General features: G+C 36.0%; 15 protein-coding genes and 1 riboswitch. Of the genes, 2 read left to right on the top strand and 13 right to left on the bottom strand.

Annotated features, from left to right (window positions below):
• The first annotated feature begins 360 nt into the window (after positions 1-360).
• Positions 361-951, top strand: coding sequence for a hypothetical protein (locus tag MOK21_RS12845; RefSeq protein ID WP_249074388.1), 591 nt, complete (start codon positions 361-363; stop codon positions 949-951).
• A 438-nt stretch (positions 952-1,389) separates the two neighbouring features.
• Here MOK21_RS12845 and MOK21_RS12850 read toward each other — a convergent pair whose 3' ends face one another.
• The 8 genes from MOK21_RS12850 to MOK21_RS12885 form a co-directional block, all read right to left on the bottom strand.
• Positions 1,390-1,866: a hypothetical protein gene (locus tag MOK21_RS12850; protein ID WP_249074389.1), complete on the bottom strand. Its 477-nt coding sequence runs from the start codon at positions 1,864-1,866 to the stop codon at positions 1,390-1,392.
• 41 nt (positions 1,867-1,907) lie between these two features.
• Entirely contained in the window at positions 1,908-2,843 is a 936-nt protein-coding gene (locus tag MOK21_RS12855; protein WP_249074390.1) for an IS30 family transposase, read from the bottom strand.
• Positions 2,844-2,994: 151 nt separating this feature from the next.
• Positions 2,995-3,354 (bottom strand): hypothetical protein, encoded by a 360-nt coding sequence (locus MOK21_RS12860; RefSeq protein ID WP_249074391.1) that lies wholly within the window; start codon positions 3,352-3,354, stop codon positions 2,995-2,997.
• Positions 3,355-3,560: 206 nt separating this feature from the next.
• Positions 3,561-3,989, bottom strand: a complete 429-nt coding sequence (locus tag MOK21_RS12865) for a hypothetical protein (protein WP_249074392.1) — start codon at positions 3,987-3,989, stop codon at positions 3,561-3,563.
• Between the two features lie 397 nt (positions 3,990-4,386).
• Positions 4,387-5,730 (bottom strand): APC family permease, encoded by a 1,344-nt coding sequence (locus MOK21_RS12870; protein ID WP_249074393.1) that lies wholly within the window; start codon positions 5,728-5,730, stop codon positions 4,387-4,389.
• A gap of 13 nt (positions 5,731-5,743) precedes the next feature.
• Positions 5,744-6,460: a cysteine hydrolase family protein gene (locus tag MOK21_RS12875; protein WP_249074394.1), complete on the bottom strand. Its 717-nt coding sequence runs from the start codon at positions 6,458-6,460 to the stop codon at positions 5,744-5,746.
• Positions 6,461-6,613: 153 nt separating this feature from the next.
• Positions 6,614-6,798: riboswitch (Lysine riboswitch) on the bottom strand.
• 403 nt (positions 6,799-7,201) lie between these two features.
• On the bottom strand, positions 7,202-7,600 hold the full coding sequence (locus tag MOK21_RS12880) for a hypothetical protein (RefSeq protein WP_249074395.1): 399 nt from the start codon (positions 7,598-7,600) through the stop codon (positions 7,202-7,204).
• A gap of 1 nt (position 7,601) precedes the next feature.
• Complete coding sequence (locus tag MOK21_RS12885) at positions 7,602-7,814, bottom strand: helix-turn-helix transcriptional regulator (protein WP_249074396.1); 213 nt, start codon at positions 7,812-7,814, stop codon at positions 7,602-7,604.
• Positions 7,815-8,068: 254 nt separating this feature from the next.
• On the opposite strand from MOK21_RS12885, the gene MOK21_RS12890 reads away from it, so the two are divergent.
• Positions 8,069-8,920: an alpha/beta fold hydrolase gene (locus tag MOK21_RS12890; protein ID WP_249074397.1), complete on the top strand. Its 852-nt coding sequence runs from the start codon at positions 8,069-8,071 to the stop codon at positions 8,918-8,920.
• Between the two features lie 512 nt (positions 8,921-9,432).
• Here MOK21_RS12890 and MOK21_RS12895 read toward each other — a convergent pair.
• From MOK21_RS12895 to MOK21_RS12915, 5 genes are all read right to left on the bottom strand, one after another.
• Entirely contained in the window at positions 9,433-10,131 is a 699-nt protein-coding gene (locus MOK21_RS12895) for a polysaccharide deacetylase family protein (protein WP_249074398.1), read from the bottom strand.
• A gap of 324 nt (positions 10,132-10,455) precedes the next feature.
• Positions 10,456-12,402 carry a methyl-accepting chemotaxis protein gene (locus tag MOK21_RS12900; RefSeq protein ID WP_249074399.1) on the bottom strand — a complete coding sequence of 649 codons (1,947 nt, stop codon included), beginning with the start codon at positions 12,400-12,402 and terminating at the stop codon, positions 10,456-10,458.
• Positions 12,403-12,554: 152 nt separating this feature from the next.
• Positions 12,555-14,255 carry a methyl-accepting chemotaxis protein gene (locus MOK21_RS12905; protein WP_249074400.1) on the bottom strand — a complete coding sequence of 567 codons (1,701 nt, stop codon included), beginning with the start codon at positions 14,253-14,255 and terminating at the stop codon, positions 12,555-12,557.
• A gap of 293 nt (positions 14,256-14,548) precedes the next feature.
• Complete coding sequence (locus MOK21_RS12910; RefSeq protein WP_249074401.1) at positions 14,549-14,851, bottom strand: hypothetical protein; 303 nt, start codon at positions 14,849-14,851, stop codon at positions 14,549-14,551.
• Between the two features lie 340 nt (positions 14,852-15,191).
• Positions 15,192-15,386, bottom strand: coding sequence for a DUF6440 family protein (locus MOK21_RS12915; protein ID WP_374110158.1), 195 nt, complete (start codon positions 15,384-15,386; stop codon positions 15,192-15,194).
• Positions 15,387-15,730 lie beyond the last annotated feature (344 nt).

Consider the following 15,730-nt stretch of genomic DNA (forward strand, 5'->3'; position numbering starts at 1 on the left):
AGCAGTAGCCAGGGTAGAACGTAACTGCTCGTGGGGCTTGGCCCCGTCAACTAAACCGTTCGCCCCCTACTTGCAGAAACATAATTGAGGCTGGTTGGGACTTAGATCTCGTATAACAAGCGAAGCTAAGACACTGCATAGAGGATTAGGGGTAAGTGGCAAACTATGATTCTAGCTTCTTTGTGAATTGTTCTATAAAGAGGAATTGGAGCCATATAAAAAGCGTGGTGTGCAGTTAGATTGTTACTAAACGAAAAAATCAGATATTCAAAAGGTAGTGGTATATTTTGGATTAAAAGAGAGAGCGAATGAAATAGTATAATTAAGCGTAATTCAATTTATTCGTAAGAGGTGCCGTGTTTGTTTAAAAAGAAAATATTAGTTGGACATTCAGAAGATGCTATTCTGGCAATTATCGAACAACTAGAGAAAAGTAACATTCCGTTTGAAATAGGCATCAAAGATATTTTAAAACGGTCGTCTGAAGAATACGAAGGTTTTTATATGATCAAAGTTCAACAGAAATGTGCTAAACAAGTAGAAGCCATTGTTGCGCAGTATGTGTCACAAGAAGATTTGAAGCATTGGTATAAAGTAGCGAAAAAGAAAAGTAGAAAATTAGAGAGAAAGGAAAAAGCTCTTTATTTGTTTGTAGCTTTTATATACTTTATAGCGGTAGCTGCCATCGAAATGGGTAAAAGCATAGGATTGGAGATCGTTCCGTCTATCGGTTGCGCAGTGTTATTGATGGGTGGTATGTTTATGACGATAAAATTTTACAAAGAGATGAAAAAAGAATCGTGTGATTTGAGAGAGACCTATAAAGGGTCGATGATTGTCGGTATTGCTTTGATATTTTATGCCGTCACTTCTTTTATATCTGTATTTCGACTTGCTAGTTGGCTTTCTTTCATTTACTTACTGCTTCTTTCACATATCTCCATATTTTAATCGATATTTTCAAAGGAGCAACTATCTATACGAAAACATCTAAAACAAAAAAGAGCAGTCGATCCTTACACATTGTCATAATCTATGTCTTTTTCAAACTACTCTCGGTCCGCTGGGTTATTTCCCCCATCTTTCCTGTATTGCTTTTTTCGGATTGGAGAAGCCGAATGTATCGTACTGACACAATCTTGGCATTATATTTCTTCAAGTTTTCCTCATATTCACCTATTGATGTATTGAGATAATCCCTGTTTATAGTGTATTTTATTGGCTCATCTGATGGTGGACGTTTCTTTATTCGGAAATAGTCGCTCATATTCTACCCCTTTTAGATATCTATTTTAATTTTACAAGAAAAAATCCCATCATGAAATGTTTACCAACGCCAAATAAATATCAAGAAAAAATTAAAAGAGTAGTTTTCGCTACTCTTTTTTCTCATCTTGATAATCGTTCCAAAATATTAAGAACCTTCATCTTACTTTGATAACCAATTAAATTACCATACTTAAAATCTTTCGATGCTCTTGCCTCAAACTCAGCTATCCAATCTCTTTGCCCAGCACTATTAGCAAACGTTTCATACATATCAAAATCTGCTGCAATATATCCCGGTGCATGCCGTTTTAAATAGTTAGTGGCTTTATCAAAATCAAATGTTAAAGCAGCATGCTCCTTAAAAGATATTTTTCCTACTCCATATAGCGCTTTGGACATTTCGGTGATTTCTTCAAAGGTAGCATTTCTGACATCATATCTACTCGAAAGTTCCTTGTAAATAGCAGAAGAATCTTTTTGCTCCATATTCTCTACCGTTTCACTAAGGGGAAATACTGATTTCTCTTCCGATTTCACACTAATATTTTTGGAATAGAATGATGATTGTTGAGGTGATGCAATAGAATTCACATTCATATAATCAACCACTTTCCGTCACGTTTTTATTTGATGATTTGTCAAATTAAGTGCAACAATTGCTCATTAAAAGCCTCGTTTGCAGTTTTCCAACCAAGACATTTTCTTGGTCGGTTATTGATATAGTTTAATGATTCTGTTAGTTCTTCTGGTGATACTTTTTCGAAATTGGTTTGCTTAGGGAAGGACTCGCGAAGTAATCCATTTCCATTTTCGTTACTTCCACGTTGCCAAGAAGAATAGGCATCTGCAAAATAAACATCATTTTTCAAGTCTTTTTCTAACACTTTATAGCAGCTAAATTCTTTACCTCGGTCTGTTGGGGCTGTTTTTATAGCGCCTTTTGGTAATTTAGTATGAAGTAGACGTACTGCTCTTTCCATTGATTGAGCTGAGCGATCTGGTATCAAAAAGCCAACATACCATCGTGTCATTCGCTCAATAAATGTTGCTACACAACCTTTTGCTTTCTCACGTCCAGATACAACTGTATCTAACTCCCAATGTCCAAAGGTTTCACGTTTACGTACTTCTTTTGGGCGTTTAGAAATTGGGGTACCAATGTTAAATCTTCCTCTTGTTTCGCGGGGCTTTTGGCGCTTTCCTTTTTGACGGAGAACGGTTATAGGCACTTCTAAAAAACCCTCGTAAATCCAGCGATAGATGGTTTTAAAACTTAGCTGTCCTTGATACAAGCGGCCGACAATTTGTTCAGGCGACCAAGTATCCCACAACTTTTCTTGAACAGCTTCTTTTACTTCGGGTGTACATTTTGACTTTGCACCACAGTTAGATTTATTTTGGTGGTAACGTACCTGCGCTTCGTCAGCCGTACTACCGGCGTGGCGTTTTATTTCTCTGGAAATCGTAGAAGGTTGACGATTTAAGAGTTTCGCTATTTTACGAATCGGATAATCAAGTTCTAGGTATGTTTCTATTTTTACACGTTCTGATATGGTAAGATGGGTATAGCTCATAATGATTCCTCCGTTTGAATGTTTGTGTGGTAACTACATTCTACACGAGGTCGTTATGGGCTTCCTTTATTTTGACTTCTGGGTGTTGCACTTAATATTACAATCCGTCAATTTAAAAGATTTTTATTGACAATCTATTAGCTGGTTTAGTTTAAGAACCTTTTTTCTTCGCTAGACTCTTTAGTGTTGTTCCAATTAACATAAAAAAAGGCCCTATTATCATGCCATAATGAAAGTTGGGATTAATTCCTAGGGATGCAAATACCCCTAACATAATCAATACAAATCCAAAACTTGAAGTTATCTCTCCTATTGCGTTTTTATTAAACTTCTCTATACCAATGAGATCACTGATAAAGATTAAAAATACTCCAAGCAAATAACATATCAAGAAAAATTTAAAGGAAAAATCCACAACAAAAATACTCAAAAGAATTATGATTACGCCTAAAGAAACAAATTTAGTTCTTATAGATAAACTATTTATAAATTTTCTTTCTTCTTTGAGCAAATCCCCCACCTCACTAAATATTTTACCATAAAAATCCACATAAATTGTTAAACTATCCTGCGAGGTTAGTTGAATAAAAAAAGCACCCAAAGCGTCGTTTGAACATATCTTATTGTTTTCAATAATATGACCCTATTACTGAAAAAGGCACAATTTCAATTCAAGAATTGCGCCCTTTAACAGAAAGACGTTAGCATTCTATCCTTTTATCCTTCACTAATGCTGTCGAGTGCTCCTTTTATTTCTTTCTCAAATGGTATACTTTCTGAATTTAAATTTTGTCCATGTAAATAAAAAATCAGTATATTTCTCTTTTTAAACATACTGAAAGACACCAAATTCATTGTCGCAGTCTTTTCAGCAAACTCCTTTGTACCCTTCTCGCGGTCGTTTACTGTTGCAAATTCATAAATAAAAAGCTGTTTTTCACTTAACTTATATGCACCAGGATTCACATCTTTTAATTTCGAACCAAAGATGTTTTCTCTTGAAGATTCAGCTCCCACTAGTTTAACACCATTCTCTTGTAACACCCTAACAACTTCCTCTTCAGTAATATGCGAACTATCATTTACTTGTACGGATTGGCAGGATACCAAAAACAATAGTAAACATAAACTAACAATCTTCCGCAATTCAATCCCCTCATCCCGATATCATTCTAAGAAGGAGATAAAATCCTTCTGCCATAAAATGGCCCTTAAATGCAAATAGACGCATTCCTTATTATAATGCGCCCGATTGACATCATATTTATCTATTCAAGCTAAGAATTATCTTCAAACAATTTTTTACTTCAGCTAACGCCCTGTCGAACCCAAATGTTTTTATTATATCTTTAACTTCTTATGGATTATTTTTTGGCTATCTCATCCGCCTCAAATCCTTCGATATACAGTACCAGCTATATTATCCTGAATATTTATAAGGAATTCCTGTATTAAAATAAATCAGCTACCTAACATCGATAAAAATTACCAACGTTAAATAACTGACTTATCTTAGAAATTTACGCTAAGCTCTTTCGGTATTTTATAAATTCGTAAAAGTTGGTGGTTTCTTTTTGAAGCCTTTCGTCGTAATGAAAACATAGATAAAACCAATTGCAAGCCAGATAAAGCCTACCTTCAATGTCATCGGTGATAAATTAATAAATAAGTAGAAACAAATACCAAATCCTAGTCCTGGAATTAATAAGTATCGAATTATTTTCATTTCTTTTTTACGGAAGAAGTAATACACAATCACTGACAAATTGACAAACATAAATCCTGTCAGGCCTCCAAAGTTCATTAATTCTGCCACAAAATTTATTGATAAAAACAGCGCTCCTAAAACACTAATCAGACACAACAATAAAATATTGTATACCGGTGTTTGATATTTTGGATGTAAATGTGTGAAATACTTTTTCGAAAGTACCTCATCACGCCCCATACTAAACATTAAACGAGATGCACTGGCTTGTCCTGTTAAACCAGCTGTCACTGTCGATACAATAATCGCAACCGTATAAAGAGTTGCAAGAATTGCACCCCCTGCTTTTTCCGCTACATCAAATAAAGCCGTATCAGCTGAACTAAAGTTTGTAACATCAGGCCATACGAGCTGAGCTACGTAAGCTTGCACAATAAAAATAAGTCCTCCGATTAAACAAGCTAAAATAGCTGCCTTCCAAATATCCTCTTTTGGATTAACTGCCTCTTCTGAAAGTGTTGTAATCGAATCGAACCCTAAAAATGAGAAGCAGGCCATTGCTGCACCAGAAATAATTGCAGACATAACGAATTTTTCATCGTTGAAAAACGGAACAACAGTAAAGAGCGACGTATCACTTTCCCCACCGACAATTGCCTTTACACATAAAATCACAAAAATAACGACTACAATTCCCATAAACATAACGAGGATTTGATTTGTTTTTGCTGCGATGCCAATACCTAGAATATTGACAGTAGTTATAATACCTGCAATTAATAACACCCATACCCAATACGGAACAGATGGCATTAATGCATTCGCATATGAAGCACCTACCATGAATACAATGAGTGGCACTAAGACATAATCCATAAACATTGCCCAACCTGCAAAAAAACCTAAATGCGGATTGATGGCACGTTGGGTATATGTATATGTTGACCCCCCATTTGGAAAAACAGCAGCCATTCGACCGTAACTATATGCAGAAAACATCATTGCAACCATCGCAATCAAGTAGGCTAATGGCAACATCCCACCTGTAGACTCTGCTGCAAAGCCATAAATATAAGCTGGCGCAATCGGTGTCATAAAAGCAATACCATAAATGACTAAATCTTTTAATGTTAAAACACGCTTTAACTGTGGTGTATGATCATTTGGTGTTTGACTCATAGACCATTTCCTCTCACACTTTCGTAGGTTCGCGTTTTGATAGTTCTTCCGTTACTAACTCAATTACTTCATCTGTACTCATCACTTGGCAATAAATTTGATTCATAATCATAATTTCAGCATCATGAAGCTGTTGCGTTGCAGCTGTACATGCATCTTCAACTAAAATAACTTCAAAGCCTGCGTCAGCTAAGCTTCGAACTGTTGAAGCAACACATTGATCTGTGACAACACCTGTACAAACTACTGTTTCAATGCCCATATTACGCAGTAAAAATTCATAATTCGTACCACTTAATACGCTATCTGTCGTTTTATTTACAACAATTTCGTCATCAAGGGGCTTTAATTCATCCACCATCTCCGCTCCTGGGTCACCGATTGGCAATAAAATATTGTTCCATCCTGGCCGGCGTTGTACAGGAGAACGATCTCGTCCATCTTTATGATGGCAAGCAATGCGACCAAATGTTACTTCTAATTTATTAGTACGGAAAAAATCTAAAAGCTTTTTATTGTTCGGGATCGTTAAATTGTCGATACGATCAAAAAAGTATTCCCACTGATCAAACATGCCCTTTTCTCTTGCAATCTGCGCGTCTAATCCGTCTCGGCTAATAAACTGATGTTGCATGTCTACTATTAGTAATGCTGTTTTATCTGGGTTCACGTTTATTTTTTGACCGTCAGTCGGTAAAAATTCATAATATAATGTTGATGTATTCTCCATAATATCCCCTCCAAAATACCTCAAATTCCAAAATGTAAAGACAAATAAAAAACAGACTCTTCGTGCAAAAAGAATCTGTCTAACACAAAAATGACCTACTCATTTCTAGAAACTAAAATGAATCGACCATTTAAACTTCCCACCGTTTGTCTAAACAGAGATAGCACAACTTCATAAACACGTATGTTTACGAAGACAGTCCTGCAACTATTCGCTACAGACCCAGTATATGATGGCGAGAACTCATCACATACTTCGGCGACACTTCCTTCTATCTAACTTCCTCATCTTCTCGGACTCCATTAGGTACTGTTAATTGCCGCGCCTCTACCTCACTATCAGAAAAGTGAGGCTTATTTAAATATTTGAAATAATTATATTATTCCATTTTTTATATGTCAACTTTATAATCTACTATATTTTATAAGACTTACTGCACACAACCACAAAAAAATGACCATCAAACACTTTAAACAATAACTATTTACAATAATGAAGAGGGAGGTATACCCCCATGCAATTTTTTTAAAATTTTGTCCTATAGAAAAAATCATCTAACACATAGTAAAAAACTTCTCAGAAAAACAAGCTTCTAATTAAGTAGTCTATTAATACACAAAAAATGCCTTACTTATATTACCAGCTATAAGTAAGGCACCTCTAAAATTATATTCAGTTTTATTCATATATTAAACAGTAATAAAAGGTCTCAGCAGCCGCACAACCACCTTCTGTTCATTCTTAATCCTCAGATTCTACTCGATTATTTAAGTAATCTCGTATTATCCATTTTAAGAGCAAACTAATTAAGATAAGATACCCAACCAACTTCGGATACGTAATGGAAATCATAGAATTTTGTATTAATAACGTGCCTAAAAGTAAAACGAGAATGGTAAACCAATATATGAGATTTCCTGCAAATAAGGCATTATCTCGCGTACGTTGGTCATGCTGAAGATTGATTTTATTCCATTTCCCTTTTCTATGAACGTCAAGACCAAATGTAATCAGGTGAATTGTTGCTAAAATAGCAATGATCAATGTTAACTTAGAATGTGAAATGAAGAAATAGCTAATAAACAAATACAATGGAATCCCTATACGCAAAATAAAGTTTGTTCGATACGATACATTCATTTTATTCTTCTCCTTCAATCCAAAATAATTTTTCAAGTGGGCATTCTAAAACAGTTGCTAATTTAATAGCAGTACCAATAGATGGTTCATATCGTTGTTTTTCAATCGCTATAATCGTTTGTCTTGTAACAGAGATACCTTCAGCTAATTGGTCCTGTGTTAAGCCTTTTTCTTTCCTAAATTCTTTGACTGAATTTCGCACCCCATGCTTCATGAATTACATCCTTCCTAAAATGTAATGTATACATTACATAATATAATATTAAAAAATCTAAAACGTAATGTCAACATTACATTTTGAGTTTCCTCAATATTGTGCAGCAATCGGTCCATATTATTGAATAACATTTTTTTGGAAGGCTACCAAACAACGCTCTTGGAATATTAATTCTCCTATTGAGCAATCCAAAAGAGTATAATAGTATTTGTTAGAAAATTCAAACTTTTGATAAATAGGATGTGTTAAAGATGTGGGAACAAAAATTAATTGAAACACCAAGAGGAACTTTCGAATATTTTGTAAAGGGCAGCGGCGAGCCACTTGCCATTACACATTTTTACATGGCTTTTAATGAAAAAGGCAATTGGTTTGCTAATCCGTTCACAGAGTATTACCAAGTCTTTTTAATTAATGTCCGGGGAGCAGGTAATTCAGCTGTAGTTGAAGCAGATGAGCAAATGAATTTAGAAGAAATTATTTTAGATTTAGAAGCAATTCGTGAAGCTTTACATATTCCTAAATGGGCTTTTGCAGGTCATTCAACAGGTGGCATGCTCGCCTTGCAATATGCTGTATTAAAACAACAATCTCTAACAAAATGTATCTGTGGTTGCAGTGCAGCAAGTAAAGCTTACGCAAGTCATCCAAATAGCATTTACTGTCCTGAAAATAAAAATTTCAGTCGTATTATCGAAATTATGGAAAGTTTAAATAACAGCAAAACGCCTCAGGAAAAACGAAAAGAACTAGATTTTGAATGGGCACTTATGTCATTTACCAGCAAAGAAAAATTAAAACATGCTCTGACAATACCGACTAGTGGACGTACTGTTGGTCGCACACTAGATTACTTTAGAAAAGTTGCAGTAAAGTCATTAGATTTGCGTAAAGAACTACCGACAATTCATATAGATACATATGTATTTGGAGGGAAATATGACGCGCAATGTCCGGTTGAATTTAGTTACGAAATTGTTGACCTTATTCCTACGTCTGAATTAACTATCTTTGAACAATCGAATCACTATCCATTTGTTGAAGAAGAGAAAGTATTTATGGATTTTGTTAAAGAGACTACCAAGACACTCAAGCATATATAATATATAAATTAAACGTTTCCAAATAAAAGTTAGGGAATCCCCTTCATTCAATTGAGTAAGGAATGCTCTATAAACCGAACAGGAACTTATTACATATACAGAAAAGCCTCCAGTTCCTTCAGCTTCCGTGTCGTCATGGACACCCTTGCTCTTGGCTAACCTCTTCGTCTGTCTTCAAGGTTCTGAATATACAAGTCAGGCGCACAAATACAAATATGCGTACAGTGCCGTACTGAACTCATTTTTAACAAGCTACCTAATAAAATAATCGTTTCTAACTTCTAAGGGTCCCTTCAAAATGGATTGGTAGGTGAGGGATAAATGCCTGTAAAATCCGGCTTGTTGAAAATAAAGGCTGTTTTCTCAAAGATTGTTTCTGTAAAACATAAAGACAACTAACCGGATGAAGAAGAGAAATTTCCTGGGAGAAGGATGCATCCATTTAAAGCAGAAAACGGCAGTAACAAAAAAAGAGTTAATCCAACGAAGATAGGAAATTAACTCTTTTTTTACTATAAATCTTGAAGTTCATTAACAGTGACAAATTTATAACCCTTATTTGAAAGTTCCTGTAGTATACCTTCAATTGTTTGGAGCGCTTTGCCCGTTTTATCATACATTGGATGCAGTAAGATAATCGAACCAGGTTCAATATTCTCAGTCACATATTTTACTTTGTCAGAAACCGTTGTGTAAAAAGTATCTGGTTCAAGGTTCCAAGTTATCGTTTCTCTTTTATTTTTATTTAGATAATACGGCAACCCTATCAGCTTTTTCCCATTAGGTGGCCGAACATCAATTTCACCTTCGTAACCTGTATTTCGAATCAATTGATCTGTCTTTTCTATTTCATCTTTGTAATAAGAGGGTGTTTTGAAAATCATCCGATTATGCGAATAGGTATGATTCCCAATTTGATGTCCTTCTTCTGCAATTCTTCTTGCTTCCTCTGGAAATTTTTCTATTTCTGCACCTATAAGAAAAAAGGTAGCTTTAGCATTGTACTCTTCTAATAGCGGCAATATCTGATTTGTGTTATCCGCCGGTCCATCATCAAAGGTTAAAGCAACTACTTTTCGATTCGTCTCTACTTGGTTGGTTAAGCCCCCAAATAACTGATACGTCCTAGAATTCATTAATTTATAAGTGCCTAGTAGTAGAAGGAAAATTAAGAGAATCCCTATCCCAATCAATACCAACTTCTTTTTCATAGCAATCCTCTTTCCATTCAGGAGTTTTAAAACCGTTTACCATTTTATCAAAAAGCGTTAGTCCTTCCAAATCAAAGGCAACAGTAACAGTCAAAAATATTCTGTATTCTTTTCTTCGTCAAAAATCCAATTTAGAAAGCTCTCCCGAATACTGTTCTCCCTACCTACTTTTTGTTGAGCAGTATTAAATAAAATCATTTTGAAATTAAGGCTATTTCAGAATTCCCTTATTAAACTATCCTACCCTGTTAGTGCAAAATGAAAGAAGCAGTGGGATGAAGAAAGCCCCACTGCTTAAGTTTCATATGAATACAAAAGAAAAATTTAATATTTAAAGTGAAGAACATACCCCTGTAGTTCATCGGCCAGATCAAGTAGACCTTTGGCTGCAGAAGCCATGTCCTGCATGGAGGATAATGTTTGTTCAGTTGAAGCCGCGACTTCCTCAGATGCAGCAGCATTTAACTTCGCGTGATCCGATAGCTCAATCGCAGTGGCAGACACTTCTTCAACCACTGCAGACATTTCTTGAGCAGAGGCAGAAATCCCCTCCATTTTTGGTGCCATATTTCGAAGACTTTCTATAATACTCTTAAATTTTTTACTCGTATCCTCGGTTAATTGTAAACCATTTTGAACATCTACTGATGCTTTCGTCATTGTTTCTACAGATTTAGCGGTATCTTGCTGAATACCTGTTATGAGCGTGGAGATTTGTATAGCTGATTGCTGAGATTGCTCTGCTAATTTTCGAACCTCATCGGCCACTACTGCAAAGCCTTTCCCTTGTTCTCCTGCACGCGCTGCCTCAATCGCGGCATTTAGCGCAAGTAAATTGGTTTGGTCCGAGATCGCACTGATCATCTCTAAAATTGAGCCAATTTCTATTGTTCGGTCATAGAGTGTTTTGATCATTGTATCTGATTGCGTAACAGATTCATGAATAGAAAGCATTTGGTTCACCGTTTGTTCTACAGATTGACCGCCCGCTTCTGCTAATTGAATAGCATTACTAGATAGGTCTGAAACCTGCATAGAGCTATCAGCAACGTCAACGACTCTTTTAGCGATTTCCTCAATAGAAAGAGCATTTTGGTCAATACTAGTTGTTTGTTTTTCCGTACTAATAGCTACCTGCTGCATAGCTTCTGTAACCTGCTCGGAAGCCTCAATATTTTGCTCTGCATTACCAGATAAATCTTGTGCGGATTTTTGAACATGCACAGCACTTTGATCGACATTTCGGATTAATTTCTTTAAGTTCACCTTCATAGAAATAAAGGCTTCCCCAAGCTGTCCAATTTCATCCTTAGAGTGAACTTCAATAAACTCGGTAAAATCTCCGTCACTAATTTTTAATGCGCTATTTTGCAGCAATTTAAGCGGACCGACAATAGATTTAATCATGAAGATTATAAAAATAATACCCAAAATAATGGAAACAACGATGATGATTAAGGCGATATGAAACGTGGATGTGGCAGTTTTTGTCGCCTCTGCAGTAAATACTGTTCCAATGACCTTCCATCCTGTAAGTTCATTTGTGACAAATTGTAAATGGCGGTCACTCTCTTTAATGGTACCTTCACTTTGTTCAAAAATTTTAGGAATATAATCTTCTGTTGCTTCAGTGCCGCTTTCTTTATCCCGCTGAGAAACATATAGCTTTTCATCATCTATGATGGAGGCAAAACCAGTTTCTCCAATCCGTGCCTCTTGTGTAATAGCACTTAGAGCAGATATATTTAAATCAACGGCAATGACCCCAGATTCATCCGGAAGAAGCTGCATGATTGTGACAACCAAGTGATTTGAGACTATTGATATATATGGAGTAGTAATAGATGCATGCCCTTTATTTTCAATAGCCTCTTTATACCAAGGGCGAATACGAGGGTCAAAATCACTGGGATATTCTTGAGCAGGTTCATCTATTAATCTTCCGTCAGCTGTACCTATGTAAAGCAGTTCCACCTCTGGATGCGTATTGATATATTCCTGGAATAGATTTTTCAATTCTTTGCTGTCTTCTAGTAACGAAGACTGATATATCTTTGTTGCAAGGTATTCGATATCATATATTTTAGGAACAAACATATTTGTAATATCGTTATTAAGTATACGGATACTTTCTGTAGAACTAGCGTATTGCTCATTCAAAATTTCATTTTTTATACTTTGAAAGGCGGTATATCCAATTAAAAGAGTAGGAACGAACAGTATGACTAAAAATGCAAAAATAAGTTTCTTTCTTAGGCTAATTCGTTGCATAGATGTTTTCCTCCTTAATTTATCTAGTTTCCAGCTTTCTTTTGGACAGTCACTTCATGGCAAGGCCAATAGACCAAGAGTTCGAAACATGAATGCCGCAATTTGTTCACGGGTTAAGTTTTCTCTTGGCCTAAAATGGCCGTTTTCATCCACTAGTCTTCGTAATGAAATTTCTTTAATAAGCCCTGAAGCTCGTCTGACTGCTGAGCCATTTCCTTCGCTGAAGAAGCCATATGCTCTATCAATGCTAATTGCTCCTCAGCAGTGACTGTTACATGCTCTGAACTTTCCGTTGCACTATTAGCAATACGCGCCATTTCCTCTGTGGAAGCAGTTACTTCTTGTATGCCTGCTGACATTTGCTCAGTCGACGCTGAAATGTCTTGAAGCTGCGCACTTACGCCTTCTATCGATGACATAATCTTTTGGAATGCCTCTTTTGTTACATCAACAACTTCCATACCTGCAGCAGTTTCCTTCGTATTACTTGAAATAGCTGTAATCACATTGGTAGTGTCGTGTTGAATCGAAAGTATAAGGGCCGCAATTTGGTCAGCGGATTGCTTCGATTGTTCTGCTAATTTTCGTACCTCGTCTGCTACTACAGCAAAGCCTTTTCCTTGTTCCCCTGCACGTGCTGCTTCAATCGCAGCATTTAATGCAAGTAAGTTCGTTTGATCAGCAATGCCCGTTATCACATCAACAATATTGCCTATTTGTTGTGATTGTTCACCTAATATCCGTACCTGTTTCTCTACATGATCAGATGAATTATTAATAATTGTCATTTGCGACATAACACGATTCAAGGAATCATTTCCATGTGCTACCTCATGTCCCATTTCATTCGCAGCAAATGACACGATGGAAGAAGTTTCGGCCACTTGCTGAATACCAATCGCCATTTCCTGCATAGCCGTTAAGCTCGCCGCTGTTGTATGTAATGTCGTTCTAGAGCCTTGTGCTAAATCTTGTAGAGTAGAGGCTAACGCTCTCGTCATTTCTGCAGATTGATCTGATTGAGACGTTAAAGTATCGGAGGATACATCAACCTGATGAGAGGTTTGGGCAATCTGTTGCATTAAAATCTTTAAACTCACCAGCATTTTATTGAAGGATTGTGCGAGCTCACCAGCTTCATCCTTCGAATTAATTTGTAGCTGTTTTGTTAGATCCCCCTCCCCTTCTGCAATATCTCGCAGTTGACGGTTCATTTCCTGAAGTGGTCTTACAATTGCTCTTGTGAAAAGCAGACTACCCAAAACAGCAATGGCGGCTCCGATAAACATAACCATAAACAGCTCGCCGATAAATCCAAAAATAGTTTGTTGAACCTTATCGATTGTTTCACCTACAAACCACATCCCGATAATGTCTCCATTTGCATCTTTTATGGGTGTGTAAAGTGTTAAATACTTTGTCCCAACAACATCGGCTTCACCAATAAATGTGTTGCCTTTCTTCATTACCTCTTCAATAACTTTAGGATCTGCGTCCTTGCCAACTAAGCGATCTCCATTGTACTGTAAATTAGTAATTAGCCCTTTTGTTCCTTGAAAAATTGTTACACCGCCTTCGATGCTCTCTCCTACCTCATCAACAAAGTCCATTTGGTCAACTATTTTCGCTTTACCTTTATAAAGTTCTCCATCTTTTATTGTCCAGTCTCCCTTAAACCGTTCTTCAAGCAGCTTATAACCGACCTTTGAAATATGTATGATACTTTGCTCGAAATCACTGCGCATCATATCCTTCACTTTCACATAGGAAGTTACGCCAATCATAATGCTTAAACCTATAATGATTACCACTAAAAACAAATTAAATTTTGTACTAATTTTAAATGTACGCAAACTCTCTCTCCCCCTCTTTATCACATTTCCGGACCCAACGTTCCTCTTTTTCTTCTTCATCATTTCGACCCTATTTTTAGGTCATACCAAATAACAGTTGTCTTATTTTCCAGAAAACAAAGAAATACTACTAGCTCCTTCTATCCCGATGATGTATAAGACGAATAAGAAAAATGAACTGCACCCAAATCGTTAGATTCAATCTAACAATGGAGGTGCAGCTATTCTAAATAACACAAATGATCACAAAATAATCTACTAGCTTGATGCAAAGAATTCGAGATCGTTTAGGGTCATTCATTGACAATTACTTTGACTACAGGTTCTAATTTCCCTACATACAAATCTCCAAGATAATCTACATCTACCACAACAGCTCGTGGCTCGAAGCGTTGGATGCTTTCAATAAGGCGTGCGGTATTTCGTCTTTTGACAAGCTGAAAGGGTGCTATTGTTTCAGGTCGAAAACCAAATTCTCTATAGATAGGGCAAGATATAACGAAAGTAGATACTATGAGCGCTACATTTTGTAATATTTCATCAACGCCTGTTGTACAGAGAGTACTATTGCTTTTGGCAGTTACTTGATGCGTCATCCTATCAACCTTTCTTCTACAATAAATAGTCATTGAGTTCGAACACAATTGATCGTATGTTCATCATCTTCAAACCATCCCCAAAAGGACTTCTCAGCCTTAACTTGATGTAAAAAGGATTCTTATTTTCCGTCCAACTTCGATAATTTCTCGAACAAAACATTTTTGTAATTTCTGAAATTTCCGTCTATTTTCATGATTTTTTGTCTAAATAATAAGTATAAATTTATGTTAATGAATAAAAGCCAAATACGCTTTTTATAAATACTTGAATAACCCAAAGTCAACAGAACCGATGACATCACAAACAAACTATATTGCGTTTGCCTTTCAATACTTGTTATTCTTGAGAATTCTCAAAATCCTTATCGATCAATGGCTTTCCATCCTTGTCTACTAATAGAGTTAATCCCCCTGCATAACCACTGTACACAAATAAGTATTGTACGCCTGTTTCAGGATCTGTAATAATTTTTGTTCCTTCCAAAGCCCCGTTTAAAGCACCTTTAAAATGTCTAAACAACGATTTGTTCACGATAAAAACCTCCTTCTTAATATCCACAATCACACTATTGTTGTAATTTAATGTCAACCACCTCAACATTAAGCTGAATTCAATTTATGCAAAATCGATGTATTTTTGGTACTACAAGTTTTATGTACCCTAAATGTAGCTATTTTGCATAAAAAGGCGAGTTCGAACTTTTCAGTACCTTCTTTCCCTGTATCATTGCCGTTAACAGGGACCCAAGGATCAAATCTTTTCACTCTACTTATCGCATAAAAATATATTGATAACTCAAATTGAGTAAAACTAAAAATATGAAGATTACTATTTTTTTCATGTAAATCTCTCTCTCAAAAATAGATTTCAAACTT

The sequence above is a fragment of the Lysinibacillus sp. BPa_S21 genome (assembly GCF_023337795.1).
GTDB lineage: Bacteria > Bacillota > Bacilli > Bacillales_A > Planococcaceae > Lysinibacillus.